Origin of the sequence: Streptomyces showdoensis, assembly GCF_039535475.1 — a bacterium.
Lineage (GTDB): Bacteria > Actinomycetota > Actinomycetes > Streptomycetales > Streptomycetaceae > Streptomyces > Streptomyces showdoensis.
Window position 1 is genome coordinate 43,730 of record NZ_BAAAXG010000012.1, and the last position, 26,277, is coordinate 70,006.

The 26,277-nt window shown below is 73.3% G+C and carries 27 protein-coding genes; 12 read left to right on the forward strand and 15 right to left on the reverse strand.

The window, feature by feature from the left end; all coding sequences use genetic code 11:
• Positions 1-38 precede the first annotated feature (38 nt).
• The 4 genes from ABD981_RS06865 to ABD981_RS06880 all read right to left on the reverse strand — a co-directional run bounded on the left by ABD981_RS06865 (position 39) and on the right by ABD981_RS06880 (position 2,056).
• Positions 39-758, reverse strand: a complete 720-nt coding sequence (locus ABD981_RS06865) for a DsbA family oxidoreductase (RefSeq protein ID WP_240495230.1) — start codon at positions 756-758, stop codon at positions 39-41.
• Positions 755-1,243 (reverse strand): nucleoside deaminase, encoded by a 489-nt coding sequence (locus tag ABD981_RS06870; protein ID WP_046908006.1) that lies wholly within the window; start codon positions 1,241-1,243, stop codon positions 755-757. Before ABD981_RS06870 ends, ABD981_RS06865 begins: the two co-directional genes overlap by 4 nt.
• A gap of 8 nt (positions 1,244-1,251) precedes the next feature.
• Positions 1,252-1,569: a DMT family transporter gene (locus tag ABD981_RS06875; protein WP_046908007.1), complete on the reverse strand. Its 318-nt coding sequence runs from the start codon at positions 1,567-1,569 to the stop codon at positions 1,252-1,254.
• Between the two features lie 73 nt (positions 1,570-1,642).
• Positions 1,643-2,056 (reverse strand): DMT family transporter, encoded by a 414-nt coding sequence (locus ABD981_RS06880; RefSeq protein WP_240495231.1) that lies wholly within the window; start codon positions 2,054-2,056, stop codon positions 1,643-1,645.
• 129 nt (positions 2,057-2,185) lie between these two features.
• On the opposite strand from ABD981_RS06880, the gene ABD981_RS06885 reads away from it, so the two are divergent.
• The 8 genes from ABD981_RS06885 to ABD981_RS06920 all read left to right on the forward strand — a co-directional run bounded on the left by ABD981_RS06885 (position 2,186) and on the right by ABD981_RS06920 (position 8,284).
• On the forward strand, positions 2,186-2,641 hold the full coding sequence (locus ABD981_RS06885; RefSeq protein WP_046908008.1) for a MarR family winged helix-turn-helix transcriptional regulator: 456 nt from the start codon (positions 2,186-2,188) through the stop codon (positions 2,639-2,641).
• A 367-nt stretch (positions 2,642-3,008) separates the two neighbouring features.
• The gene (locus tag ABD981_RS06890; RefSeq protein WP_046908009.1) at positions 3,009-4,466 is read left to right on the forward strand and encodes an AMP-binding protein; all 1,458 of its coding nucleotides are present in this window, start codon (positions 3,009-3,011) and stop codon (positions 4,464-4,466) included.
• Positions 4,463-4,732, forward strand: a complete 270-nt coding sequence (locus ABD981_RS06895) for an acyl carrier protein (RefSeq protein ID WP_046908010.1) — start codon at positions 4,463-4,465, stop codon at positions 4,730-4,732. Before ABD981_RS06890 ends, ABD981_RS06895 begins: the two co-directional genes overlap by 4 nt.
• Positions 4,733-4,862: 130 nt before the next feature.
• Entirely contained in the window at positions 4,863-5,237 is a 375-nt protein-coding gene (locus ABD981_RS06900) for an ectoine synthase (protein WP_046908011.1), read from the forward strand.
• Positions 5,238-5,322: 85 nt separating this feature from the next.
• Positions 5,323-6,474: an acyl-CoA dehydrogenase family protein gene (locus ABD981_RS06905; protein ID WP_240495232.1), complete on the forward strand. Its 1,152-nt coding sequence runs from the start codon at positions 5,323-5,325 to the stop codon at positions 6,472-6,474.
• An 18-nt stretch (positions 6,475-6,492) separates the two neighbouring features.
• Positions 6,493-7,212: a transglutaminase-like domain-containing protein gene (locus tag ABD981_RS06910; RefSeq protein WP_046908012.1), complete on the forward strand. Its 720-nt coding sequence runs from the start codon at positions 6,493-6,495 to the stop codon at positions 7,210-7,212.
• Positions 7,213-7,224: 12 nt separating this feature from the next.
• Positions 7,225-8,034 carry a maleate cis-trans isomerase family protein gene (locus ABD981_RS06915; protein ID WP_046908013.1) on the forward strand — a complete coding sequence of 270 codons (810 nt, stop codon included), beginning with the start codon at positions 7,225-7,227 and terminating at the stop codon, positions 8,032-8,034.
• A gap of 4 nt (positions 8,035-8,038) precedes the next feature.
• On the forward strand, positions 8,039-8,284 hold the full coding sequence (locus ABD981_RS06920; RefSeq protein WP_046908014.1) for a DUF6253 family protein: 246 nt from the start codon (positions 8,039-8,041) through the stop codon (positions 8,282-8,284).
• 113 nt (positions 8,285-8,397) lie between these two features.
• On the opposite strand, the gene ABD981_RS06925 is transcribed toward ABD981_RS06920, so the two are convergent.
• The 8 genes from ABD981_RS06925 to ABD981_RS06960 all read right to left on the reverse strand — a co-directional run bounded on the left by ABD981_RS06925 (position 8,398) and on the right by ABD981_RS06960 (position 18,877).
• Entirely contained in the window at positions 8,398-9,735 is a 1,338-nt protein-coding gene (locus ABD981_RS06925; RefSeq protein WP_046908015.1) for an esterase-like activity of phytase family protein, read from the reverse strand.
• A gap of 162 nt (positions 9,736-9,897) precedes the next feature.
• Positions 9,898-10,113, reverse strand: coding sequence for a DUF397 domain-containing protein (locus ABD981_RS06930; RefSeq protein WP_046908016.1), 216 nt, complete (start codon positions 10,111-10,113; stop codon positions 9,898-9,900).
• 109 nt (positions 10,114-10,222) lie between these two features.
• Positions 10,223-10,588: a hypothetical protein gene (locus ABD981_RS06935; RefSeq protein ID WP_046908017.1), complete on the reverse strand. Its 366-nt coding sequence runs from the start codon at positions 10,586-10,588 to the stop codon at positions 10,223-10,225.
• A gap of 103 nt (positions 10,589-10,691) precedes the next feature.
• Positions 10,692-11,681 carry a methylmalonyl Co-A mutase-associated GTPase MeaB gene (gene meaB, locus ABD981_RS06940; protein WP_046908018.1) on the reverse strand — a complete coding sequence of 330 codons (990 nt, stop codon included), beginning with the start codon at positions 11,679-11,681 and terminating at the stop codon, positions 10,692-10,694.
• 4 nt (positions 11,682-11,685) lie between these two features.
• Positions 11,686-13,902, reverse strand: a complete 2,217-nt coding sequence (gene scpA, locus ABD981_RS06945; protein ID WP_046908019.1) for a methylmalonyl-CoA mutase — start codon at positions 13,900-13,902, stop codon at positions 11,686-11,688.
• A complete protein-coding gene (locus ABD981_RS06950; protein ID WP_046908020.1) occupies positions 13,902-15,746 on the reverse strand; it encodes a methylmalonyl-CoA mutase subunit beta in 1,845 nt (614 codons plus the stop codon). Before ABD981_RS06950 ends, scpA begins: the two co-directional genes overlap by 1 nt.
• Before the next feature lie 118 nt (positions 15,747-15,864).
• On the reverse strand, positions 15,865-17,703 hold the full coding sequence (locus ABD981_RS06955) for a glycoside hydrolase family 15 protein (protein ID WP_205628176.1): 1,839 nt from the start codon (positions 17,701-17,703) through the stop codon (positions 15,865-15,867).
• 163 nt (positions 17,704-17,866) lie between these two features.
• Entirely contained in the window at positions 17,867-18,877 is a 1,011-nt protein-coding gene (locus ABD981_RS06960) for a questin oxidase family protein (protein WP_046908022.1), read from the reverse strand.
• 252 nt (positions 18,878-19,129) lie between these two features.
• Here ABD981_RS06960 and ABD981_RS06965 point away from each other — a divergent pair, with 252 nt between their 5' ends.
• Together ABD981_RS06965 and ABD981_RS06970 are read left to right on the forward strand one after the other, a co-directional pair.
• A complete protein-coding gene (locus tag ABD981_RS06965) occupies positions 19,130-19,510 on the forward strand; it encodes a BlaI/MecI/CopY family transcriptional regulator (RefSeq protein ID WP_046908023.1) in 381 nt (126 codons plus the stop codon).
• 4 nt (positions 19,511-19,514) lie between these two features.
• Entirely contained in the window at positions 19,515-20,447 is a 933-nt protein-coding gene (locus ABD981_RS06970) for a M56 family metallopeptidase (RefSeq protein ID WP_046908024.1), read from the forward strand.
• Positions 20,448-20,498: 51 nt separating this feature from the next.
• On the opposite strand, the gene ABD981_RS06975 is transcribed toward ABD981_RS06970, so the two are convergent.
• Both ABD981_RS06975 and ABD981_RS06980 read right to left on the reverse strand, forming a co-directional pair.
• The gene (locus ABD981_RS06975; protein ID WP_046908025.1) at positions 20,499-21,716 is read right to left on the reverse strand and encodes a serine hydrolase domain-containing protein; all 1,218 of its coding nucleotides are present in this window, start codon (positions 21,714-21,716) and stop codon (positions 20,499-20,501) included.
• A 125-nt stretch (positions 21,717-21,841) separates the two neighbouring features.
• Positions 21,842-22,846, reverse strand: a complete 1,005-nt coding sequence (locus tag ABD981_RS06980; RefSeq protein ID WP_046908026.1) for an aldo/keto reductase — start codon at positions 22,844-22,846, stop codon at positions 21,842-21,844.
• Positions 22,847-23,088: 242 nt separating this feature from the next.
• Here ABD981_RS06980 and ABD981_RS06985 point away from each other — a divergent pair, with 242 nt between their 5' ends.
• The gene (locus tag ABD981_RS06985) at positions 23,089-24,351 is read left to right on the forward strand and encodes an SLC13 family permease (RefSeq protein WP_046908097.1); all 1,263 of its coding nucleotides are present in this window, start codon (positions 23,089-23,091) and stop codon (positions 24,349-24,351) included.
• A gap of 60 nt (positions 24,352-24,411) precedes the next feature.
• Here the strand turns inward: ABD981_RS06985 and ABD981_RS06990 are convergent, their stop codons facing one another.
• Positions 24,412-25,197, reverse strand: a complete 786-nt coding sequence (locus ABD981_RS06990) for a DeoR/GlpR family DNA-binding transcription regulator (protein WP_046908027.1) — start codon at positions 25,195-25,197, stop codon at positions 24,412-24,414.
• 149 nt (positions 25,198-25,346) lie between these two features.
• Between ABD981_RS06990 and ABD981_RS06995 the strand changes: the two genes are divergently transcribed.
• On the forward strand, positions 25,347-26,222 hold the full coding sequence (locus ABD981_RS06995) for an SIS domain-containing protein (protein ID WP_046908028.1): 876 nt from the start codon (positions 25,347-25,349) through the stop codon (positions 26,220-26,222).
• Positions 26,223-26,277 lie beyond the last annotated feature (55 nt).

Here is a 26,277-nt window from a genome sequence, read left to right on the forward strand (position 1 = left end):
CCGGACGACGGGTGGAGACGACCGGTGAAGCGGACGCGCTACGCGCAGCCCGTGCCGTCGGCGCGACAGACCACGCCTTCGACCGTGACCGACGCGGCCAGCCTGGCGCGCTCGTCCAGGACGGCCTTGCGCAGCTGTGCGGTGCTGGGCACGCCCTCCAGACGGGTGTCGCCGACGAGGATGGTCGGGACGGCCTGGACGCGGTGGGCCTCGGCGTCGCGCAGGGCGTCCTGGTGGCGCTCGTAGTACGTGCCGTCCTCCAGGGCCTTGCGGTACGCGGGGCCGTCGAGGCCGATCTCCTCGGCGAGGCCGACGAGGACGTCGAGCCGGCCGAGGTCCAGGCTCTCCTGGAAGAAGGCCCGGAACATGCGGTGGTTGTACGCGTCGCCGAGGCCGTGCTCGACGGCGAACTGCCAGCCCTCGAAGGCCAGCCGGGTGTAGGGCTGCGGCGAGACGGTGGGCAGGGTGATGTCCACGCCCAGGCGGCGGGCCATCGGGTAGACGGCGCGCTTCCAGATCTCGGGCAGGTACGGGTCCTCCGGGCGGAGGGTGGCCTTGGGCTCGGCGCGGAGCTCGAAGGGCTTCCACTCGATCTCGACGTCGAGCCCCTCGACGGCCTCCTCCAGCGGGCCCTCGGCCAGCATGCAGAAGGGACACACGTAGTCGGACCAGATCTGGACGCGTACCTTGGCGGGGGCCTCGGCGTCCGTGGCGGCGGCGTCCGTGGTCCCGGTGGTCCCGGTCGTCTCGGTGCTCACGAGTGGATGCTCCCTCGGTTGGCCAGGTACTCCTGGAACGGCACCTCGTGTCCCTCGACCGGGAGGTGGGTGGTCCTGATGCCCCACTCGGTCGGGTCGGCGCGGTAGATGCGGTACGAGCCGGAGTAGTCGAAGCCGTACTGGGCCGCGGTCCTGCGGTCGGCGGCGTAGATGACGTGCTCGACGCCGAAGTACAGGGCGACCTGGTAGCACAGGGCGCAGGGCTCCCCGGAGGCGATCAGGGTCGCCCCGTGGACGGCGAACGACCCGTGCTGCTTCGTGGCGTTGCGCAGGGCGACCACCTCCGCGTGGGCGGAGGCGTCGCGGTCCTCGCGGACGCGGTTGAAGCCGGTTCCCAGGACGCGGCCGTCGTGGCGGACCACGATGCCCGAGAAGGGGATGCCGCCGGCGGCGACGTGTTCGCGGCTGATCCGGACTGCTTCTTCCACCTGCTTGGTCAGGTGGTCCTTGGCTGCGGTGGTCATGAGCGGGCTCAGACGGAGGTCACGCGCAGGATGATGGCGCCGCCGATGATCGACGCGAAGGACAGCAGCCGGGCGAGGGTGATCTTCTCCTTGAAGATGATGGCGCCGAAGACCACCGTGCCGACGCCGCCGATGCCGGTCCAGATCGTGTAGCCGACCGACACGTCCAGCTCCAGCAGGGCGTGGGACAGGGTGTAGATGCCGCCGGCCGCGGCGAGCAGGGTCAGCACGCTGGGCCACAGCTTGGTGAAGCCCTGTGTGGCGTTGGTGCCGAGCGCGAAGAGGATCTCGAAGACGATGGCGATACCGAGGTAGACCCAGGTCATGGGAGCGGCTCTCTCTACTGGAAAAGGAGGGTGGGGAGGCGGGGCCGGAAAGCGGTGGAGCGGGGGAGCGGGGTCAGACCGTGGCCTTGGCGCGCTCTTCCGCGACGCGCTCCTCGGCGACCTTCTTGTCCGCGGCGATCTTGTCCGTGATGCGCAGCGTGGTGCCGCCGCCGATGATCAGGACGAAGGCGAGGACCTTCCAGATGGTCATCGGCTCGTCGTAGATCAGGGTGCCGAAGATGACCGTGCCGACGCCGCCGATGCCGGCCCAGACCGTGTAGCCGACGCCGACGTCGACGTACTTGAGGGCCTGGGAGAGCGTGTAGATGCCGCACGCGGCGGCCGCGGCCGTGAGGAGCGAGGGGCCGAGGCGGGTGAAGGCGTGGGTGGCCTCGGTGGAGAGGGCGAAGGTGATCTCGAAGAGCGACGAGAACAGCAGCCAGGCCCAGCCGATGTTCTGGTTCTTCTGTGTCTGCTCGGCGGACACTATGCCTCCATTGTTGTTTGTGCGTGCAAGTTCCTTAGGATCATGAAGCTCCTAAGTACGGCACGGAGTTAGCTAGGATCTTGCATGGTCATATAACCTGTTGTCAAACCCCCTTTTGAGGAGAGGTACATGAACAACGCCACCACCGCGTCTCCCGCCCCCACCTCGGACCAGGCCGTCTGGGACCGCGTCCTCACCCTCCACGCGCGGGTGGAGCGGGAGCTCGCCAACGCGCTCCAGCGCCGGCACGGCATCGGCCTCTCGGAGTACCGGGCGCTGGAGAACCTGTCCTCCTCACCCACCAGCGAGCTGCGCATGCAGGAGCTCGCCGACAAGATCGGGCTGGGGCAGTCTTCGGTCACCCGGCTCGTCGAGCGGCTGAAAGGTGCTGGTTACGCCTTCAAGGACCTCTGTCCCTCGGACAAGCGAGGGGTCTACGCGGTGATCACCGACGAGGGCCGCAGCCGCTATGTGGCCGCCCGCGCCACCTACGCGGAAGTGCTCTCCGGCGCGCTCAACTCGCAGAGCGCCGACCCCGCGCTCGCGGCCACCGTGGCCTCGCTGCGCAGCGCCCGCCCCGTGTAGGCGACGCCCTCCCGGGCCCGTCCCGAGCGCACCCCCGTCCCCCCGGGCACGCCTCCGTCCTCCCCGAACCCTCCCCGAACCGCCGGCCGTCGCCTCCCGCCGTCTCCTTCCCCCGGAGACGGAAGGGCGCGGCCTTTCTGCGTTCACACGCCCGCAGCACCGCCTTAATGATCTTGACTTAGATTGTTAGTTGTATGTGCAAGCGGTGAGGTAGGTCACAACGCGACCGCTCGGTATATGCTTGACCCTGCATGGAAACTCGGTAATGTCTGGTCCGGCGCAGATCGGTTCGAACAGGGATCGAACAGAACCCCGAACGAATCGAACGGTGCTTGGCCCAGTCTTTTCCAGACCATGCGGGGGAAACGTGCCATCGCCCAGCCTTGCCCAGACCATCGCCGCGCACGCCGAGCGGCAGCCGTCCTCGACGGCACTCGTGCTCAACGACGAGCAGGTGACCTACGGCGAACTCGCCGACCTGGTGACGCTCTTATCGGAGCGGATCGGGGCGGCGGACCTCCCGGACGACCGGCCGGTCTGCATACCGGCCCGGAAGGACCCGGCGACCGTCGCCCTGATGCTCGCCGCGTTCGGCCGGCCCCTGGTCGTCCTCGCACCGTCCGCCGAACTCGGCGACGACGCGCTCGACCGGATCTGCCGCCAGGCCCGGGTCTCGGCGAGGCTGTCGGCCACCGCCGACGGCACGCTCACCGTCCGGGCCCAGGCCGGGGACGAGGCCGCCGCGGAGGGCTTCGGCCGGCCGACGGCCGACGCGGCCCGCCTGCTCCTGACCACCTCCGGCTCGACCGGCACCCCCAAACTGGTGCCGATCGGAACCGCGGCCTTCGACGCCTTCGCCGCCTGGGCCGTCGAGGAGTTCCGCATCACCGCCGCGGACAGCTCGCTGTCCTACGCGCCGCTCAACTTCGACCTGGCCCTGCTCGACGTGTGGACCTTCCTCGGCGCGGGGGCGCGGGTCGTCCTGGTCGACCGCGAGAAGGCCACCGACGCCCCGCACCTGCGGAGCCTCGTCTCGGGCGGTGCGGTCACCTTCGTCCAGGGGGTGCCGCTGCTCTACCGCCTCCTCACCGAGGGGGAGGGGGCTCACGAGGGGGTGCGCGAGGTCGTCCTCACCGGGGACGCCGTACCGCAGGACCTCCTGGAACGTGCAGCAGAATCGTTTCCGCGAGCGCGTTTCCACAATGTCTACGGGTGCACGGAGACCAACGACAGCTTCCTGCACCGCGTCGACCCGCGCACCGCGCGGGGCAAGATCCCCATCGGCCGGCCGCTGCCCGGCGTCGAGGCCGGCGTCCTCGACGACGAGGGGCGGGCGCTGACCGGCCCGGGCACCGGCGAACTCGTCGTCCGCACGCCCTTCCAGACCACCGGCTACCTCCAGGAATCCCTGAACCCGGACGTGTTCGTGGTCCGCGAGGGCCGGGTCTTCTACCGCACCGGCGACATCGTCACCCGCGACGCCGACGGCCTCCACTTCCTCGAAGGCCGCTCCGACTGGCAGGTCAAGGTGCGCGGTGTGCGCACCAACCTCCAGGAGGTCGAGTCCGTCCTCGCCCAGCACCCCGACGTCGAGGAGGCGGCCGTCATCGCCCTCCCCGACCCGGAGGCCGGAGTCAGGCTGCACGCCCGCCTCACCAAGCGGGCCGGAGCCGGTCTCAACTCCCTGGCCGTCCGCTCCTACGCGGGAGCGAACCTGCCCCGCCACGCCATTCCGTCCAGCGTCCGCATCAGCGAGATCCCCTTGCCGCGCACCTCGACCGGCAAGCCGGACCGCAACAAGATCAAGGAGGAGATCAGCGCATGAGCGCCCCCACCCGTGACATCGCCGGAGAGATCCGCGCCCACCTGCTCACGCAGTACCTGAAGGGCGAGGACGTCTCCGCCGAGGACCTGCCCGGCGACTACGAGCTGATCGAGTCGGGAGTCGTCGACTCGCTGGGCCTCGTGAAGCTCATCCAGTACATCGCGAACACCTACGGCGTGCCCGTCGACGACATCGAGATCGGGCCGGACAACTTCCGCACGATCGACGCCATCACGAAGACCATCACGGACAACACGTCCCTCTGAGCGTCCTTACGGACCCTCTCCGGACGTCTCTCCGGAACCTCTCCGGACGTCTCTCCGCACGTCTCTGCACGTCACCGCACGTCTCCGCACGTTCCTTTCAGGTATCCGCACCTCCTCAGAGGAGTCAGCCATGTTCACGCGCACGCTCGAGGACGTCACCCCGGTCGAGTGGGGCAACGGCACCAGCCACCGGCTGCTGACCGAGACCGACAAGATGGGCTTCACCGTCTGCAAGACGCTGGTCCGCAAGGGCACCAACTCCGCCCTCCAGTACCGCAACCACCTGGAGGCCTGCTACTGCGTGGCCGGCTCCGGCGCGGTCGTGCACAAGGACGGCACCGTCTTCAAGATCAACCCGGGCACCATCTACGTCCTCGACGAGCACGACCCGCACTACCTCATCGCCTCCGAGCACGAGGACCTGCACCTCATCTCGGTCTTCAACCCGCCGCTGACCGGCACGGAGCAGCACAGACTCTCCGAGGACGGCTTCTCCCAGTACTAGGCAGCCCCACGTTCCCCGGCCGGGCCTTCGGCGCGACACGGCCCGGCCGGGAACGCCCGCCCCGCCCGCACCAGGAAGGAAGACCGTGACCGCCGATGTACTGCCGCCCCTGACCGACCGGGACGGCCCGCTCACCGAACTCGTCGCCCCCTATGCCGACGTCCTGAACGCCGACCTCGCGGAGCTCGACGCGGGATCCGTCTTCTCCCGCGCCAAATGGCAGGCGATCAAGGACAGCGGCATCCTGCGCACCCCCTTCAAGGAGGAGCACGGCGGCAGCGGACGCAGCTTCACCGAGACGATGAAGGTCCTGGAAGGCCTCGGCTACCACTCCCGTGACGCCGGCGTCTCCTTCTCCACCTCCACCCAGATCGTGTCCCTCGCCACCCCGCTGGAGAAGTTCGGCTCCGCCGGACTGAAGGCCCGGTACCTGCCCCGCATCCTCTCCGGCGAGGCCATCACCGCCCACGCCATCACCGAGGAGTCCGGCGGCTCCGACGCCATGAACATCACCACCGTCGCCGTCCGCGAGGACGACCACTACGTCGTCGACGGCGGCAAGATGTTCATCACCAACGCCCCCGTCGCCGACCTCTTCCTGCTGTACGTGCGCACCGGCAAGCCCGGCCCGTTCGGCCTCACCTGCCTGCTCGTCGAACGCGACACCCCGGGCCTGGAGATCGGCGAGCCCCTCGACAAGCTGGGCCTGCGGACCTCGCCCCTCGGCCGGCTCACCTTCGACCGGCTGCGCGTCCCGGTGACCAACCGGGTCGGCGCCGAGGGCGGCGGCTTCCTCGTCCTGGACTACGTGATGAAGCGGGAGATCCTCTACGCCTTCTCCATCACCCTCGGCGAGATGCGCCACCGGCTCGACACCGTCATCCGGTTCGCCACCGAGCGCACCCAGTTCGGGCAGCCCATCGCGAGCTACCAGGCCGTCAGCCACAAGATCGTCGAGATGCGGATCGCCGTCGAGACCGCCGCGAAGTGGCTCGCCGACACCGGCGCCAAGGCCGAACGCGGCGAGGACATCTCCCTCGACCTGGCCTCCACCAAGATCGTCGTCTCCGAGGCCAACGTGAAGACCGCCCTGGACGCCGTCCAGATCCACGGCGGCCGCGGCGTCCTCACCTCGCACGGAATCGAGCGCGACCTGCGCAACTCCGTCGCCGGAACCATCTACTCGGGCAGCAGCGAGATCCAGCGCAACCGCATGGCCGCCCTCCTCGGACTCTGAGCTAGGAGCTCTCCCGTCATGAGCATCGCCCTCGACGAACTGCACGCACTGACCCGGCCCACGGACTTCCTCGACCACGAGTCCGACGAGGTCCAGAACTTCGTGGACTCCGTCGTCAAGGACCGTGCCGCCGACCGGCGCGAGAACGCCGTGAAGCTCTACTACGCCGTCCGGGACGGCCTCGACTACGAGGTCTACGACACCGACCTCAGCCCCGAGGGCCTCAAGGCCTCCAGCGTCCTCAGCGCCGGCCAGGGCTTCTGCCTCCACAAGTCGGTCGTCTACGCGGCCGCCGTCCGCGCCCTGGGCATCCCGTCCAAGCTGGTCTACGGCGACGTCCGCAACCACCTCGCCAGCCCCCGGCTGATCGCCCACATCGGCGGCGACGTCTTCTTCCACGGACTCACCCAGGTCTACCTGGACGGCCGCTGGGTCAAGGCCACCCCGGTCTTCAACAAGCTGCTCTGCCGCCTGTACGGCATGGAGGCCCTGGAGTTCGACGGCACCGCCGACTCCCTCCACCACCCCTACGCGGGCCAGGAGGGCAAGGGCTCCATGGAGTTCCTCAAGGACCACGGCTCCTTCGACGACGTCCCGTACGACTTCGTCATCTCCACCATGCGTGCCAAGCACCCCAACTTCCTGAGCAGCGAGGGAAGCGGCACGGTCAAGGGCGGCTCGCTGGCCGCCGAGGCCGACACCGTCACCGCCGCCGACCCCGCCGACTCCGGCAGATAAGGACCCGAGAGCATGAGCAGCGCCACCACCTCGCCGTCCGACGGCTGGGACGCCACCACCCGCATCGGCGTCGTCGTCCCCTCGGCCGACATCGGCCCCGAGGCCGAACTCCAGGCCGTGGCCCCGGACTCGGTGACGATCCACGCCTCCCGCATCGACTTCGGCGGGATGCTCCCCGGCGGGCACATGGTCGCGGAGAAGATCCCCCAGGACCCCATCACGGCGTTCGTCGAGCCCCCGGCCGTCGACAACGCCGTCAAGCTCCTGGCCGACTCGCCGCTGCACGCACTCGTGCTCGGCTTCACCAGCTCCTCGTACGTCCTTGGCGTTGACGGCGAGAACGCGCTCTACGAACGCCTCGCCCCCGTCACCCGCGGCATCCCGGTCACCGGCACCGCGAGGGCGGCCGTCGCCGGCTTCCGCGCCCTGGGCGCCGAGCGGATCGCGATCGTCAACCCGCCCTGGTTCGACGACAAGCTCTCCACCCAGGGCCAGGAGTACTTCGAGGCCCAGGGCTTCACCGTGGTCCACCACGGACCCGTCGGCCTGCCCTCCGAGCAGACCGCCATCACCCCGCAGAACCTGTCGGAGTGGATCCGCACCACCGTCGCCGACGCCCGCCCCGAGGCCATCCTCGTCGCCGGCAACGGCATCCGCGCCGTCGGCACGATCCGCGGCCTCGAGGACGAGCTGGGCTTCCACGTCCTGACCGCCAACCAGGCCGTCCTGTGGCACGCCCTGCACCTGGCGGGCGCCGCCGCGGCCGCCGCCCGGGTCACCGACTACGGGCGCCTCTTCCGCGCCGTCCCGAAGGAAGCGTGACCGGATGTTACCCGCCGACGGCTACGTCGCCGTGTTCACCACCCCCGAGGGCGACGTCTACCGCACCCCCCTGGTCTGCTGGCGCGCCGACGGACCCCACGTCTACGGAGTGACCCTCCACAAGGGCGGGCTGCGCAGGGCCGAGGAACTCCCCGGCTTCACCCGCTACGCCGTCAAGCCCGACTGCTCCTGCGACGCGACCGCGCCCGCCGTCCCGGCGCCCGTCGACAGGCAGCTCGCGAGCCGGTAGGTACGGTCCCCGGATCCCGGGGCAGTGCGAAGGCGCCGTACCCGCCACGAGGCCCGCCCTCTCCCCACCGAACCGGGGGAGAGGGCGGGCCGCGGCGCACCGGGCGCGGGAGCTCAGCGCAGCGGGCGGTCCAGCCGGACCTTCACCAGCCGGGTCTCGATCCCGCTGTCCACCAGCCGGCCGTCCCCGTCGAAGGCGCCGGTGCCGTCGGTCATGCCGAAGTCGTTGTCGTTGAGCAGCACAAGGGTCCGCTCGCCCTCGACCGCGATCCCCTCGATCTTGCCGGGTACGCCCTCGACCGTGCCCAGGTCGACCACCAGGCGCTTGGCCGGCACCGGGACGCCCGCGGCGGCCGGGTCGTCGAGCTGCTCCAGGGCCGGGCTGGTGCCGGCCGCGTCCCAGGCGGAGCCCAGGATGTCCGAGCCGCGCCGCAGCCGGATCTCGTAGAGCCGGGCGGCCTTGTCGGTGCGCTCCTGGACGAGCAGGCGGTCGCCGCCCAGCGCGACCAGCGCGGAGATCTTCAGCTCGGAGGTCTTGGTCTGGCCGGGCTCGACCACCCCGACCGGGTCGAAGCGGTACGCGTACTCCGCGGTGATCTGCCCCTTGCGCGGCGAGAAGCGCAGCAGCCGGGTGGTGCGGGAGTTCTCGCCGCTGTCCTTGTCGGGGTTGAGCAGCGGGCTCTGCAGCGCCATCACCAGGTCCCCGTCGGGCAGCAGGGCGAGGCCCTCGAAGCCGCGGTTGATCTTGCGCTGGAGGTAGATCGACGGCAGCGACTCGATCACCGGGTAGTCGGCGCCGGTGAGCCCGAGTCCCTTCGGCACGTGCCGCGCGAGCACCCGGCCGCGCGCGGAGACGTGCACGAGCGACGGGCCGTACTCGTCCACCAGCCAGAAGCTGCCGTCCCGGTCCCGCACCAGGCCCTCGGTGTCCAGGCCGTTCGGGTCGTGGCGCAGCGGCGTCTTCGCGTCGTACGTGTACGGGGCCTCGTCACGGCCCGGCTGGTTCGGCAGTCCGGTCACCGGGGCGCCGGAGGACGTGGTCAGCGGGATGGCCTTCAGCACCTCGACGCGGTCGCCGACCGCGCGGATCCTCACGATGGCCGGGTCGAAGCCGGGCACGGGGAAGGTGCGCCGCTTGTCCTTGCCGACGGCTATCTGCCCGTTCGGCCCGCGGTCGGTGACGGTCCAGTACTCGCCGCGCCGCCCGGCCGGGTACAGGTCGCTGCCGATGCCGCCCAGGTCGATCCCGCGGTCGTCGGCGACGCTGCCCGGCAGCAGCCGGTTGCTGAACTCCGCGAGCGGGAGGTCGGGCAGGGTCGCGGTGGAGACGACCCGGGCGGGCGAGCCGTGCGGGGCCGGCGCGCCCTCGGCGGGCCAGGCGGCCGCGGTGAGGGCGAGGGCGGCGGACAGCGGGAGTACGGCGCCGCGCAGTGCGCGGGAAGCGGTGGTCATGGCGGGGATGGTCCAGACCGCGGGTGAGGAACGTGTGGCGAGCGGGGGTCGACCGGGTGAACCGGAGGCGGCGGATGGACGATCCGCCCCGCGAACCCCGCCGTCCCACCACCCCGGCCCCGGCCCGCGAACGCCCTTCCGGCCCCGCCCGGGTCCCCTCCGCTAGCCGAACTCGCCGGAGCGCACCCCGGCGCAGAAGTCCGCCCACTCGGCGGCGGTGAACCGCAGGTCCCCGCCCCCCGGGTTCCGGGAGTCGCGCAACGCGACGGCCCCGGCACCCAGCCGGGTCACCTCGACACAGCCGTCGCTCCCGCTGTGACTGCTCTTGTGCCAGACGGCGTGGGTCAGGTTCTGCTCGTACAACGGGTCCTTGTTCATCTGGGTGTTCTCCCTTCGCCCCCAGCGTCACGGGGGCGAAGGAGTCCCGCAAACGCGGTTCGGCCGCTCGGACCAGGCGGCTCGGACCGGGCGGCTCGGACCGGGCGGCTCAGCCCAGGTCGGTCAGCTCGTCCGCGTAGATCTGCGACAGCGGCTGCGGGCCGACGTACTGCTGGCAGTTGCACTGGCCCGCCTCGTAGCGGACCGGCTTCTTGTTCTCGTCCCAGGCGGTGGGCACCTCGACGCGCTCGTGGCAACGGCCCTGCTTGTCGTGCTTGGCCAGGTGGTGCGTGCAGCCGCAGACCGGCTCCGGCGTCCGGTGGGCGGCCTCCAGGGCGAGCCGCTCCTGCCTGGCCGCCTCCAGGACCTCCATCTTGCGCTCGTGCCGGTGCTTCAGCGCCGTGCGGACGTTGTCGGCCGCCCACGCGAAGCCACCCGTCCAGAACAGGATGAGGATCACCCAGATCCAGTTCATGCCGTGCTCCCTCCCCGGCCTCCCCCGTGAAGCCCTCCGGGCAGTCTAGGCCCTGTCCTCCGGGTCGGGCCGGATCCGTCAGGACAGGGCCCAGGCCGCCCGCTCAGGGCGTGCAGCCGTCCCGGAACGCGCCCAGGATCCGCTCCGCCGCCAGCGTCGCCGTCAGCTCGCCGTCCCGCACCCGCCGTTCCACGTCGGGCGCGAGCGCCCGTACGGCCGGATCGGCGTGCAGCCGGCCCAGCAGCTCGTCGCGGACCATCGTCCAGGCCCAGTCCACCTGCTGCTCCCGGCGCCGGGCGGTCAGCCGGCCGGTGGCGTCGAGGATCGAGCGGTGCTGTTCGAGCCGCTCCCACACCGTGTCCAGGCCGGTCGACTCGCGCGCGCTGCAGCTGAGCACCGGCGGCGTCCACACCGCGTCCCCGCCGTGCATGAGCCGCAGCGCCCCCGACAGCTCGCGGGCCGCCGCGCGGGCGTCCGTGGCGTGCGGGCCGTCCGCCTTGTTCACCGCCACGACGTCCGCGAGCTCCAGGACGCCCTTCTTGATGCCCTGCAGCTGGTCGCCGGTGCGCGCGAGCGTGAGCAGCAGGAACGAGTCGACCATGTTCGCGACGGCCGTCTCCGACTGCCCGACGCCGACCGTCTCCACCAGGATCACGTCGTACCCGGCCGCCTCCATCACCACGATCGACTCGCGGGTCGCCTTGGCCACGCCGCCGAGCGTGCCCGCGCTGGGGGAGGGGCGGACGAACGCCGCCGGATCCACCGCGAGCCGCTCCATCCGGGTCTTGTCGCCCAGGATCGAGCCGCCCGTGCGGGTCGACGAGGGGTCCACGGCGAGCACCGCGACCCGGTGCCCGAGCCCCGTCAGCATGGTGCCGAACGCGTCGATGAAGGTGGACTTGCCCACCCCGGGCACCCCGCTGATCCCGATCCGGCGGGCCCGGCCGCTGTGCGGCAGCAGCCGGGTCAGCAGCTCCTGGGCGAGCACCCGGTGGTCCGGCCGGGTGGACTCCACGAGGGTGATGGCGCGCGCCACGAGGGCGCGCCTGCCGTCCCGTACGCCCTTCGCGTACGTCTCGATGTCGATCGCCATGGGATCAGCGGCCGTGCCCCTCGGCGGCCCCCGGCTCCGAGGCCCCCGGCTCCGTGTGGCCCAGCTCCGCCGACAGGCGCCGCACCAGGTCCGCCGCCGCGTCGGGGATGACCGTGCCCGGCGGGAAGACCGCCGCCGCGCCCATCTCCAGGAGGACCGGCACGTCCTGGGGCGGGATGACCCCGCCGACCACGATCATGATGTCCTCGCGGCCCTCCGCGGCCAGCTCCTCCCGCAGCGCGGGCACGAGCGTGAGGTGGCCCGCCGCCAGCGACGAGACGCCCACGATGTGCACGTCCGCCTCGACCGCCTGCCGGGCGACCTCCGCGGGGGTCTGGAACAGCGGGCCGACGTCGACGTCGAAGCCCAGGTCGGCGAAGGCGGTCGCGATCACCTTCTGGCCGCGGTCGTGGCCGTCCTGGCCCATCTTGGCCACCAGGATGCGCGGCCGGCGGCCCTCGGCCTCCTCGAAGGCGTCCACCAGGGCCCGGGTGCCGTCCACGGACGGGGACGCGCCTGCTTCGTTGCGGTACACGCCGGAGATCGTACGGATCTGGCCCGCGTGCCGCCCGTACACCTTCTCCAGGGCGTCCGAGATCTCGCCGACCGTCGCCTTCGCTCGGGCCGCGCGGACCGCCAGCTCCAGCAGGTTGCCCTCGCCGCCGGCGGCCCGGGTCAGGTCGTCCAGCGCGTCCCGGCAGGCCCGCTCGTCGCGCTCCGCGCGCAGCCGCCGCAGCTTCTCGATCTGCTGCGCCCGCACCGAGGAGTTGTCGACCTTCAGGACCTCGATCTGCTCGTCGCCGTCCACCCGGTACTTGTTGACGCCGATCACCGGCTGCCGGCCCGAGTCGATCCGCGCCTGGGTGCGGGCCGCGGCCTCCTCGACGCGCAGCTTCGGGATGCCCGCGTCGATGGCCTGCGCCATGCCGCCGGCCGCCTCGACCTCCTGGATGTGCTGCCAGGCACGGCGCGCCAGGTCGTAGGTGAGCCGCTCCACGTACGCGCTGCCGCCCCACGGGTCGATGACCCGGGTGGTGCCCGACTCCTGCTGGAGCAGCAGCTGGGTGTTGCGGGCGATCCGCGCCGAGAAGTCGGTCGGCAGCGCGAGCGCCTCGTCGAGGGCGTTGGTGTGCAGCGACTGGGTGTGCCCCTGGGTCGCCGCCATCGCCTCCACGCAGGTGCGGGTGACGTTGTTGAAGACGTCCTGGGCGGTGAGCGACCAGCCGGAGGTCTGCGAATGGGTGCGCAGCGACAGGGACTTGGCGTTCTTCGGGTCGAACTGCTTGACCAGCTTCGCCCACAGCAGCCGGGCCGCGCGCAGCTTGGCGACCTCCATGAAGAAGTTCATGCCGATCGCCCAGAAGAACGAGAGCCGCGGCGCGAACGCGTCCACGTCGAGCCCCGCCTCCCGGCCCGCCCGCAGGTACTCCACGCCGTCCGCCAGCGTGTACGCCAGCTCCAGGTCGGCCGTCGCGCCCGCCTCCTGGATGTGGTAGCCGGAGATGGAGATGGAGTTGTAGCGGGGCATGTTCCGCGAGGTGAAGGCGAAGATGTCGGAGATGATCCGCATCGACGGCTTCGGCGGGTAGATGTAGGTGTTGCGGACCATGAACTCCTTGAGGATGTCGTTCTGGATGGTCCCCGCCAGCTTCTCGGCCGGCACCCCCTGCTCCTCGGCCGCCACGATGTACAGCGCGAGCACGGGCAGCACCGCGCCGTTCATCGTCATCGACACCGACATCCTGTCCAGCGGGATCCCGTCGAACAGCTGCCGCATGTCGTAGATCGAGTCGATGGCCACGCCCGCCATGCCGACGTCGCCGGTCACCCGCGGGTGGTCGCTGTCGTAGCCGCGGTGCGTCGGCAGGTCGAAGGCGACCGACAGGCCCTTCTGGCCGGCCGCCAGGTTGCGCCGGTAGAACGCGTTGGACTCCTCGGCGGTCGAGAAGCCCGCGTACTGCCGGATGGTCCACGGCTGGTTCACGTACATCGTCGGGTACGGGCCCCGCAGGTACGGCGCCACGCCCGGGTACGTGCCGAGGAAGTCGACGTCCTCCAGGTCACGCCCGGTGTACAGCGGCTTGACCCCGATGCCCTCGGGCGTCTCCCACAGCAGGTCGTCCCCGCCGGAGGACCGCTTGAGGGCGGCGCGCCACTCCTCGGCGCTGCCGGCGGGCGAAGGGGATCCCAGGCCGATCCCGGTGAAGTCGGGGATTCCCATCAGGACACTCCCATGCGGTCGAGGGTGGCGGAGAGCACGGCGACGGCGTCGCACCCCGCGAAGACGTGGCTGTCGACACCGGCGTACGTTCCCCGGCCGGCCAGGGAGACGTGCGCGGCGCCGGCCGCGCGCAGCCCGGCGGCGGCGGACTCGGCCTGCTCCTCGTAGAGCGCGTCGCTGGAGCACAGGCAGGCCTCGCCGGCGCCGCTGTCCTCGAAGGAGCCCTCGGTGACCGGCTCGATGCCGCCCGCCTGGAAGAGGTTGGCGGCGAAGGTGAGCCGGCCGGTGTGCGCGGCGGCGGGGCCGAGCGCGGCCAGGAAGACCTTCGGGCGGGCGCCGGTCGCCGCGAGGTGCGCGTCCGAGCGGGCGCGCAGCGCCTCGAAGGCCTCGTCGCGGCGCACCCGCGGCAGACCGCCGGACGGCTCGGCCGGGGCGGGCGCGCGGACCACGGGCTTCTCGCCCAGGTGCGGGAACTCGCTGACACCGGTGACGGGTTCGCGGCGCTTGGCCAGGGCCTTGGAGCGCTCGGCCCAGGTGGCGGCCAGGTCCTCGGCGATCCTCCCCGAGCGCAGCACCGCGGCCTGGCCGCCGTCCCGCTCGATGCCCTGGAAGAACTCCCAGGCGGCGTGGGCGAGTTCGTCGGTCAGCCGCTCCACGTACCAGGAGCCGCCGGCCGGGTCGATCACCCGGGCCAGGTGCGACTCCTCGATGAGGATCGTCGAGGTGTTGCGGGCGATCCGCCGGGCGAAGGCGTCCGGCAGGCCGAGGGCGTGGTCGAAGGGGTGGACGGTCACGGACTCGGCGCCGCCGACGCCGGCCGCCAGGGTGGCGAGCGTCGTCCGCAGCATGTTCACCCACGGGTCGCGGCCGGTCATCATCACCGAGGAGGTCACGGCGTGCTGGAGCTGCGCCCCGGCCGCCGGGGCCCCGCAGGCCTCCGCGACCCGCGCCCACAGCCGGCGCGCGGCGCGCAGCTTGGCGATCGTCAGGAACTGGTCGGCGGTGGCCGCGTAGCGGAACTCCAGCTGCCCGAGGGCCTGCTCCACCGTCAGGCCGCCCGCGGTGAGGGCCCGCAGGTAGGCGACGCCGGTGGCGAGCGAGGCGCCCAGCTCCTGTGCGGCGGAGCCGCCGGCCTCGTGGTACGGCAGGGCGTCCACGGTCAGCGCGCGCAGCCCGGGGTAGGACTCGGCGCACAGCCGGGTGAGGGCGACCGTGGCGGGGAAGCCGTCGCCGTCGTAGGCGGCGCCGGTGCGGGCCTCGGTGCCCAGCGGGTCGGCGCCGAGGTTGCCGAGCGCTGCCTCGGGCGCGATGCCGCGCCGGGCGAAGACGTCGAGCAGCTCGGCCGCGGCCGTCGGGGTCTCCGCCCCGGCGTCCAGGACGACCGGGGCCAGGTCGAGGTACACGTCCTTCAGGACCCGGTCGAGCTCGCCGGCCGGGATGCCGCCCGGACCCACGGCCAGCCACAGCGAGGTGACGCCGTTCTCCAGGTCGGTGAGGACCGTCTCGGGGTCGGCCACGGCGTGCCGCTGGCGCACGTCCCAGCCGTTCGCCGTGTTGCCCTCGGGGCGGCCGGCCCGGACGAAGGGGGCGAACCCGGGCAGTCCGGCGTCGGGAGCGGACCCGGAAGCGGCGACGGCGGTGTCGGCGGGGCCGTCCGCCGTGTACAGCGGGCGGGCCCGCAGGCCGTCCTCGAGCACGGTGGACAGGACGTCCTCGGCCTCGGTGTCCGGAACGTCCTTGCCCGACCTGCTCAGTACGCCCGCCACGAGGCGCTGCCACTGCGCATGGGTCGCTGCGGGGAATTCGGCGGCCAGCGAGAGGCCGTCGTCAGGCAGCACAGTCATGCTCGGATGCTAGGTCAGCCCCACAAAGGAGCGCAGGGTGATCCGCTGTGACCTTGACCTCCCCTGATCGGCCTTGAACGGCGGGCCGCATCCGTGCTCGCGCCCGCCCCGCACCGGCTCATCCGGAGGCCGCGTCGAGCTCCTCGTCCAGGGCGATCGCCGCCGAGATCAGCGCGAGATGCGTGAACGCCTGCGGGAAGTTGCCCAGTTGCTCGCCCGCCGGGCCGATCTCCTCCGAGAAGAGCCCGACGTGGTTGGCGTAGGTCAGCATCTTGTCGAAGGAGTACCGCGCCTCGTCCAGCCGCCCGGCCCGCGCGAGCGCCCCCACGTACAGGAAGCTGCACAGCGAGAAGGTGCCCTCGCCGCCCCGCAGCCCGTCGGGCGACGCCGCCGGGTCGTAGCGGTAGACGAGGCTGTCGGTGACCAGCTCGGCCCCCATCGCGTCGAGCGTCGACAGCCAGCGCGGGTCCGAGGGCGCGATGAACCCGACCGCCGGCATCAGCAGCAGCGAGGCGTCCAGCACCTCGCTCCCGTAGTGCTGCACGAAGGCCCGCCGCTCCTCGCTCCAGCCCCGCTCCATCACCTGACGCAGGATCGCGTCCCGGGCCGCGGTCCATCCCGCCAGGTCGGCGGGCCGGGCGAAGCGGGTGGCCAGCCGGATGCCCCGGTCGAAGGCGGTCCAGCACATCACCCGGCTGTACGTGAAGTCCTGCCGCCCGCCCCGGGTCTCCCAGATGCCCTCGTCGGGCCGGTCCCAGCTGCCGGCCAGCCAGTCGAGCACGTCCGACACGGCGAGCCAGCCGTCCCACCCGATCCGCCGGGCCGCGCTCCCGCCCTCGCGGGCGAGCCCGAAGACCGCCTCGCCGTAGATGTCGAGCTGGAGCTGCGCGGCCGCCCCGTTGCCCCGCCGGACCGGGGCGGAGCCGCGATACCCCTCCAGGTGGTCGAGGGTCTCCTCGGTGAGGTACGGGTCGCCGTCGACCCGGTACATGATCTGCAGCGGCTCGCCGGTCACCGTCCGCTGCTCGCGCAGCCGCGTGCCCAGCCACAGGCGGAAGGCGTCCGCCTCCTCCTCGAAGCCGAGGCCGAGCAGCGCGTGCACCGACAGCGAGGCGTCCCGCACCCAGGTGTAGCGGTAGTCCCAGTTGCGCTCCCCGCCGATCCGCTCGGGCAGGCCCATGGTGGCGGCGGCGACCGGGGCGCCGGTGGGCGCGTACGTCAGCAGCTTGAGGGTGATCGCCGAGCGGTTGACGCCCGCCTGCCACCGGCCCCGGTAGCGGCTGCGCCGGATCCAGCGGTGCCAGAAGTCGCGGGTCCGACGGAAGTCCTCGGTCAGCGAGGCCCGGTCGACCGGCGGCGGCGGCCCGGCGCCCGCCTCGTCCAGGGTCAGCACGACCGCCGCCACGTCCCCCTGCGCCAGCTCCACCGCCGCCCGTACGTCGCGCCCGTCCGGGCCGTCCCGCAGCAGCTCCACGGGCCCGGCGGTCTGCAGCACCGCCCGGATCCCGGGCCCCGCGAACGTGGCCGTGCCCGCACCGTCCAGGGTCAGCTCGTGCCCGGCCCGCCCGTAGTCGAAGCGCGGCCGGCACTCCACGGAGAAGCGGACCCGGCCGCGCGGCACCCGCAGCACCCGGATCAGCCGGTGCCGGGCCGTGGCCGTCTCCGGCCGGTCCAGCGGCATGAAGTCGGCGACCTCGCCGACCCCGTCCGCGGTGAGGAAACGGGTCACGAGGACCGCCGTGTCGGCGAAGTACAGCTGCCGGGTGGTGACGTCGGGCGCGTCGACGGTGACGGCGAAGTGCCCGCCGCGCTCGTGGTCCAGCAGGGCGGCGAAGACGCTCGGCGAGTCGAAGCGGGGCGCGCAGAGCCAGTCGACGACCCCGTCGGACGAGACCAGGGCCGCGGTCTGCAGATCTCCCACGAGCCCGTGGTCGGCGATGGGCGGATAGCGGCGCACCGGGCTCACGGGACCTCCTCGGCCGGGGGAACGGACGCCGGTCCGGACCGTGCTCCGACGGCCCCGGCGCGACCCGACGTGACCCGAGCCTCACGGCGATCGGCCGGTCCGACCAGGCGGGATCGGCCGAACGGGGGACACGGCGGTGCCCGCCCCCGGGCCCCTACCGCAGCGGCTCGCTCAGCTCGATCGCGCGCAGGGCCGCCGCCAGCGCCGGCTCGTCGCCGACGTCGAGGGCCGTGTCGGTCAGCTTGACGACGTGCTCGTCGCCGTGGGCCAGGGCCCGCTCGAAGACCTCCTCGGCGGTGACGGAGCCGGGCGGGACGTACGCGACCGGGGCGTCCGGCGCGTACATCGAGGTCACGGCCGCCGAGGCCGTCCAGGCCGCCCGCAGGCTGGGCACCCACAGCTCGCGGGGGAGCGCCGGCAGGGCCCGCAGCACCGCGTTGGGCGCCGTCGCCGCGTGCACCAGCATCGTCTCCTCGCCGTGCCCGTGCGTGGCGTACCGGTGGGTGGCCGCCCGCACCAGCTCGGCCAGCAGCCGCCGCGCCTCCTCCGGGTCCGTCACCCCGTCCGCCCACACCGGCAGCGCGTCGACCCGGGCGAGCCGGTCGGGGAAGCCGCCGTCCCGCTCCCCGATCGGCCGGACCGCGTCGAGCGCGTCGGCGGCCCGCGCGGCGCCGGGCAGCGGGGCGAGGCCCTCGACGGGGCGGTGGCGCGCGGCCCAGTACCCGAGACCGTGCGCGAGTTCGGTCAGCCGCGGCGCGGTCTCCTCGCCCGCGAGCAGGGTGCGCACGCCGTGCCCCACCCGGATGACGGGGTGCGTGGAACCGCCGTACAGGCCCGGCAGCAGCCGCGGCCACCACACGGCGAGCACCTCGCGCCAGGGCCGCTCGGCGAGCTCGCGCCCGAAGTGGCCGATCCAGTCGGCGGCCCGCCGCGGGTCCCCCAGCGCGCGCCGCCAGTCGGCCGCGGTGACCGGCTCGACGCCGGCCGGGAACTCCTCCAGCCGGGGCGCGTAGCGGTCGAGCCAGCGGTGCACCGACCCGGCCCGCCCGTGGGCGGCGAGGGCCTCGACGGCCATCGGGGCGTGGTTGGTGAGCCGCCCGAGCCGCTCGGGCCCGGAGGAGTGCAGGCGCTGGAGCGCCTCGTCGAGCGTGCCTGTCGTGTCCATGAGAGGGACGGTAGGCGGGCCGGTGCGACGGCGGAACGGGCCGGGGACGTAGGGCGGGCGGACGAAGGGCGGAGGACGCACGCAGGACGGGCGGAGGACGGACCTAGGACCCGGGGCCCCCGTCCGGCGTCCGTCCGGCGTCCGTCCGGCCGGTGTCCTCCGGGCCGACGCCGGTGGGACGCCGGGTGTCGCGTCAGTACGATGGGCGGCCGGGTACCCGTTCCGGGGGACGGCGAGGCGGAGGGCGGCAGGATGGCGGAGGTTCCGCGACGGCGTGGGCAGGGCGAGCTGGAGACCCTGGTGCTGGCCGCGCTGCGGGCCGCCGACGGGCCGGTCACGGCCGGCTGGGTGCAGGAGCGGCTCGGCGGCGACCTCGCGTACACCACCGTCATCACGATCCTGACCCGCCTGCACACGAAGGGCGCCGTCGCGCGGGAGCGGGCGGGCCGGTCCTTCGAGTGGACGGCCGTCGCGGACGAGGCGGGTCTCGCCGCGCTGCGGATGCGCCGGGTCCTGGACGGCGAGTCCGACCGGGAGGCGGTGCTCGCCCGGTTCGTGACGGGACTGTCCTCGGCGGAGGAGCAGTTGGTGCGCGAGCTCCTGGCCCAGGCCGGGGAGGACGGGGAGGACTGACGCCATGGGGGTCTTCGTCTTCCTGCCGCTGGTCCTCCCGCTGACCGCCTGGCCGGTCGCGCGACTGGCCGAACAGCACCTGCACCCGCGCACCGCGACCCGGATGCTGACCGCCGTCGCCGCCGTCCTCGCGCTGTGCAGCACGCTGTGCCTGGCGCTGCTGGTGGTCGTCGGCACGGCCCAGCTCCCCGGCAACCCGCTCCCCGACGCCTGGTCCGACCCCGAGGTGCGGGCCGCGGTGCCGTACGACGAGGTGGCCGGCCGGCTCGCGATCCCCGCGCTGCTCGCCGTACTGGCCGCCTGCGGCTGGACGCTCGCGCGGCACCGGCGGGTGCGCCGCCGGGCGGAGCGCGCGCTCGCCCTCCTGCCCGCCCGCGCGGTCGCCGTGCTGCCCGACGAACTCCCTTACGCGTACGCGCTGCCCGGCGGGCGGCGGGACCGGGTGGTGGTCAGCCGCGGGATGCTGGCGCGGCTCGGCTCGCGCGAGCGCCGTGCGCTCTTCGCGCACGAGCGGGCCCACCTGGAGGGCCGCCACCACCGCTTCCTGCTGGCCGTGCGCGTGGCGGCGCGCGCCAACCCCTTTCTGCGCCCGCTGAGCACCGCCGTCGGCTACACCGCCGAGCGGTGGGCCGACGAGGAGGCCGCCGCGCGGGTCGGCAGCCGCCGGGCCGTGGCCCGCGCCATCGGCAAGTCCGCCCTGGTGTCGGCCGGGGCGCCGGCCCCGACCCTGGCCGGTTTCGCCGTGACCGGCCCGGTGCCGCGGCGGGTGGCCGCCCTGCTCGCCCCGGCCCCGGTCGCCCGGGCCTGGCCGCGGGTCTCCACCGCGACGGGCGTGGCGGCCTGGGGCGCGGCCGTGGGGACCGCCGCCTCCGCCGTCTCCTCGGCGAACTCGGCGGTCACGCTGTACGCGATCCTCCACACGGCCACGTCCCTGTAGCCCGGCGGCCACGCCCCGTCGGCCGGCCGGCAGGCGCCCGTCGGCCGGTCGTCAGCTGATCGCCAGCGGGTCGTTCGGGGCGAGCGCGGCCGCGATGCGCCGGGCGACCACCTCGGCCATGTTGCCCTCGGGCGTGGTCGGGGTCTTGGTCGCGGACACCGCGAGGGCGAGCCGCTTGGACGGCAGATAGGCCTGGATCGCCGCGTACCCGGAGAACGACGGGTTCTGCAGCACCCAGCCGTTGACGACGATCACGCCGAGGCCGAAGTGCTTGGCCTTCGTCTGCTTCAGGCAGATCGTGGCCGGGCAGGTGGCGGTCCCGCCGCCGAGGCCGACCGTGCCCGGGTTCAGCAGGGTGCGGTAGCCGCGGGGCGAGAGGAGCTCACCGCTGCCGATGCCCTCGGCGGAACGGGCCAGGTCGCAGACGTGGGTGGTGATGACCGCGCCGGGCGCGGTGGTCCACGACGGGTTCCAGAAGGTGGACTCCTCGTAGAAGCCGCGGTCGGAGGTGAAGGCGTGCAGCACCCGCTGCGGGATGTCCGGGGTGAAGTCGTTCCGCGTGTTCCGCAGCCCCAGCGGCCCGGTCACCCGCTCCCGTACGAACTCCTGGATCGGCATGCCGGTGATCTTCTCCAGCGCGGCGACCAGCAGCACGTAGTTGGCGTGCGAGTAGCTCCAGCTGGTGCCCGGCTCGTACCAGAAGGAGTGGCGGTACGGGTAGGAGAGCAGCTGCCGCGGGGTCCACTGGCGGAACGGGTGCGCCGTCAGCTCCTTCACGAACGCCGGGTCGGTCACGTAGTCGTGCAGACCGGTGGTGTTGGTGGCCAGCATCCGCAGGGTGATCTGCCGCGCCTTGGGCACGTCGGGCAGCCACCGGTCCACGGTGTCGTCCAGGCTCACCGTGTGCTCCTGGACCAGCTGGAGCAGGGCCGTGCCGATGTGCGCGAAGGCGACCGAACCGGCCCGGAAGTGCATGTCCGGCTCGGCGGGCACCCCGGTCATGGACTCGCCGAGCGCGTCGGTGAGGACCTCGCGCCCGTCGAGGGTGACCTTCAGTTCCACGGACTTCAGCCTCAGGTCCGCCTTGGCCTTGCGGGTGATGTCCAGGACCCGCCGGGCCTGCCCGTCGAGCGGCCGCCGGGTCCGCTCGCACGACCGGTCGCCGTGGCCCGCCGGCTCCCGGGCGGCGGCCGGCGCGACGGCGGGGGCCTGGGACACGACGGCGAGGAGGGCGGCGCAGAGGGCCGCGCGGAGCGTGGTGCGTCTCATGCCCGCACTATCTCCGCGCCGCCGGTCCCGCCCCGCCCGCAACTCCGGCGGACACTCCGCACGGGGGGCGGGGAGGCGGCCGTGTGGGGCAAGGGCGGAGCCGTGGCGGGGCAGGGCGGCGGGCCTCAGGCGCCGGCGGCGTCCAGGCGGGCGAGCTGTCCGGCGGAGAGGCTGAGCTCCAGGGCCGGGAGGGAGGCCTCGTACTGCTCCAGGGTGCGCGGGCCGATCAGCGGGATCACCCGCGGCGCGGTCTGGTGCAGGAGCCAGGACAGCACGAGCTGGTTGGGGGTGGCGCCCGTCTCGGCGGCCAGCCCGGCGAGGGCGTCGAGCCGCGCGTCGGCGTCGGGACCGGCGTACCGCTCCATCATCCAGTGGTCCCGGCGCTTGGCCGGGTCGTCGTAGATGCCGCGCAGGATCGGCGAGTAGGCCACCAGGCTCAGGTCCTCGTGGGCGCGCAGGTAGTCCAGCTGCTCGTGGTCGACGACCGAGGCGACGTCGAGCCCGGTGCGCGGCCGCAGGTAGGAGTGCTGCTGCTGGAGGGCGACCGGGGCGGGCCAGCCGTGGCGCTCGCACAGGCCGCGGATGCGCTCCATGCGCCAGGTGCGGACGTTGGACCAGCCGATGTACCGCGCCTTGCCGGAGCGCACGATGCCGGCCAGCGCCTCCAGGGTCTCCTCCAGCGGGGTCGCCCGGTCGTCCACGTGGACGTAGAGCAGGTCGACGTGGTCGGTGCCGAGGCGGCGCAGGCTGTCGTCGATCGACGTGTTCAGGGTGCGCGCCCCGGCCCCGTCGAAGCGGGCCCGGCTCCAGTCCGCCCCGCCCCCTTCGAGCCGCGCCTCGTCGGCGTTGACGACCAGGCCCGCCGCCTTCGTGGCCAGGAACACCCGGTCGCGGCGCCCGCCGCGGGCCATCCAGCGCCCCAGCACCGCCTCGCTCTCGCCGCCGTCGCTGCCCGGCCGGTCCCACCAGCAGTAGCAGTTGGCGGTGTCGAGGAGGGTGCCGCCCGCCTCGGTGAACCGGTCGAGCAGGGCGACCGAGGTCTCCTCGTCCGTCGTCGTGCCCATCAGCATGCAACCGAGGCCCAGCTGGCCGATCCGCTCCCCGGTGCGGCCCAGTTCGACGTGCTTCATGGAACTCCCCCTCGTCATCGGCCCGTTCGCCGGTGGCACACGCTAGGTGTTGGAGTGCGCGCGAAGGCAAGCCGCTCCGAGCGGGGTCTCCCCAGGCCGTCGGCCGGACAGCGGGGCCAGGTCGGGCTCGGTCCAGGAGGTCCGAGCCGCCTCGCCGGCCAGGGTCTCCGGCCGGCGGTGACACGGGCGGGTGAGGAGACCCGTCCGCCGGTCCCGGACGGCCATGCCGGATGATCGAACGCATGCTGTTCGAGTCCCTCTCGGTCGCCGCGCTCGTCGTGGTGCTGGTCTGCGCCGTCGCCCGCCCGTTCGGGTGGTCGGAGGCGGCCTTCGCGGTGCCCGCCGCCCTGCTCCTGGTCCTCGTGGGCGCCGTGCCCCTGGAGCACGTGCGGGAGGAGGCGGTCCGGCTGGGGCCGGTGATCGGGTTCCTCGCGGCGGTGCTGGTGCTGGCCCGGCTCTGCGACGACGAGGGGCTCTTCCACGCCTGCGGCAGCTGGATGGCCCGCTGGGCCCGCCGCCGGCCGCGGCGGCTGCTCGGCGCCGTGTTCGCCCTGGCCTCGCTGATCACGGCCGCCCTGAGCCTCGACGCCACCGTCGTGCTGCTCACCCCGGTCGTCTTCGCCACGGCCGCCCGCATGGGGGCCTCGGCCCGCCCGCACGCCTACGCGAGCGCGCACCTGTCGAACACGGCCTCCCTGCTGCTGCCGGTCTCCAACCTCACCAACCTGCTGGCCTTCGCCGCCACCGGGCTGAGCTTCACCCGCTTCGCGCTCCTGATGCTGCTGCCCTGGCTGGCCGCCATCTGCGTCGAGTACGCCGTCTTCCGCCGCTTCTTCGCCGCCGACCTGGCACCCGGGCCGGACGGCGGCGACGGCGGGGCCGCCGGGGACGACGAGCCCGTCGAACTGCCGCTGTTCCCGCTGATCACCGTGGCCGCCACCCTGGTCGGCTTCGGCGTGGCCTCGGCGGTCGGCGTCGACCCGGCCTGGGCGGCGGCGGCCGGCGCGACGGTGCTGGCGGTGCGCGCCCTGCTGCGCGGGCACACCCGGCCGGCCGCGCTCGTGCGTTCGGCCGCCCTGCCCTTCCTCGCCTTCGTCCTGGCCCTCGGGATCGTGGTCCGCGCGGTCGTCGACAACGGCCTCGGCCACGCCCTCGGCGCCGTCCTGCCGGACGGCGCCTCACTGCCCGCGCTGCTCGGCACCGCGGCCCTCGCCGCGCTCCTCGCGAACCTGATCAACAACCTCCCCGCGGTGCTCGCGCTCGCCCCGCTCGCCGCCCCCGCCGGTCCGGGCGCCGTGCTCGCCGTGCTGCTCGGCGTGAACATCGGTCCCAACCTCACGTACGCCGGTTCGCTGGCCACCCTGCTCTGGCGCCGCATCGCCCACGAGCGGGGCCACGACGTCCGGCTCAAGGAGTTCACCCTCCTCGGCGTCCTCACCGTCCCGGCCGCCCTGGTCGCCGCCACCGTGGCGCTCTGGGCCTCGCTGGCCGTCCTCGGTCCCTGACGGTCGCCGGCCGAGGGGGGCCGTCCGCGGCCTTGTCAGGGGGCGAGCGGCGGGTGGAGCCTAGACCCGCCGGACGTCGACGCCCTGCTCGGTGAGCGCGTCGACGACGGGGTCGGGGGCGTCGTGGTCGGTGACGAGGATGTCGATGTCGGAGATGGCGCAGACGCGGGCGAAGGCCCGCCTGCCCAGCTTGGTGGAGTCGGTCACCACGACGAGGGTGGCCGCCCGCTCCGCCATGGAGCGGTTGGCGCTCGCCTCGCCCTCGTCGTGGGTGGAGGCGCCGAAGTCGGGGTCGACGGCGTCGATGCCGAGGATCGCGTAGTCCAGCGAGAGGCCCTGGAGGGTCGCCGCGGCGAGCGGGCCGGTCAGCTCGTAGGACTGCGGGCGGGCCACCCCGCCGGTCACGACCGTCTTCACGTACGGGCGGACGGCGAGCTCGTTGGCGATGTTGACGGCGTTGGTGACGATGGTCAGCGCCGGGCCGTTGGACTGCTGGGCGAGGTCGCCGCGGGTGGCCAGTTCGCGGGCGACCTCCGAGGTGGTCGTGCCGCCGTTGAGCCCCACGATCGCGCCCGGCGGGACGAGCGCGGCGGCGGCCCGGGCGATGCGCTGCTTCTCGTCGGCCTTGCGGGCGGTCTTGTAACGCAGCGGGAGGTCGTAGGTGACCCCGCTGAGCACGGCGCCGCCGCGGGTGCGGGTGAGCAGTTGCTGGCGGGCGAGCTCCTCCAGGTCGCGGCGGACCGTGGCGGGGGAGACGCCGAGCAGTTCGGCCGCCTCGCCGACCTCGATGCTGCCCTTCTCGCCCAGCGCGTCGAGCAGCCGCGTCCAGCGCTCGTGCGTGCTCATCACCGTTCTCCTCGCCTCGTGACCTCGGGGGGCCGAGCCTAACGCGCACTCTCCCGATATGAGCGTTCCTTGCGCATGCTTGCTCAAAGTTGCGCGCAGACTCTATAAAGGACTCAACTTCAATCATCACGGTTCGGGGAGGCGACGCCATGAGTCATGTCGACACGGAGATAGCCAGTCAGCCCGCCTGCTGGCGCCGCGCGCAGGAGGCGAAGCCCGAGGGCCTGCCCGCCGACGGCGAGCGCGTGGCCGTCGTCGGCTGCGGCACCTCCCTCTACATCGCCCAGGCGTACGCGGTGCTGCGCGAGGCCGCCGGGCTCGGCGAGACCGACGCCTTCGCCGCCTCCGAGTACCCGGCCAACCGCCGCTACGACCGGGTCGTCGCGATCACCCGCTCCGGCACCACGACCGAGGTCCTCGCCGCCCTGGCCCGGGTCCCCGAGGGCACCCCGACCGTCGCCCTCACCGGCGACCTCGACACCCCCGTCGTCGGCGCCGCCGACACCGTCGTGGACCTGTCCTACGCCGACGAGAAGTCCGTCGTGCAGACCCGCTTCGCCACCACCGCCCTGGTCCTGCTGCGCGCCGCCCTCGGCCTCGTGCCGGACGACCTCGTCGAGCAGGCCGAGCGGGCCGTCGCCGACCCGCTCCCCGAGGCCGCCGTGGCGTCCGAGCAGTTCACCTTCCTCGGCACCGGCTGGACCATCGGCCTCGCCAACGAGGCCGCGCTCAAGCTCCGCGAGGCCGCCGGAGCCTGGACCGAGTCGTACGCGGCGATGGAGTACCGCCACGGACCGATCAGCGTCACCGGCCCGCGGAGCACCGTCTGGTTCCTCGGCGCCCCGCCCGCCGGACTCCTCGACCAGATCGGCGCCACCGGCGCGTACGCCTCGGTCTCCGACGCCGACCCGCTCGCCGACCTCATCCGGGCCCAGCGCCTCGCCGTCGCCCTCGCCGGCCGCCGCGGCCTCGACCCCGACCGGCCGCAGGGGCTCACCCGCTCCATCGTGCTGGCCGACTCCTGACCCGGGCCGTGTCCGGCCGGTGACCCCCCGGCCCGCCGCCGGCCCCCTTCCGGCG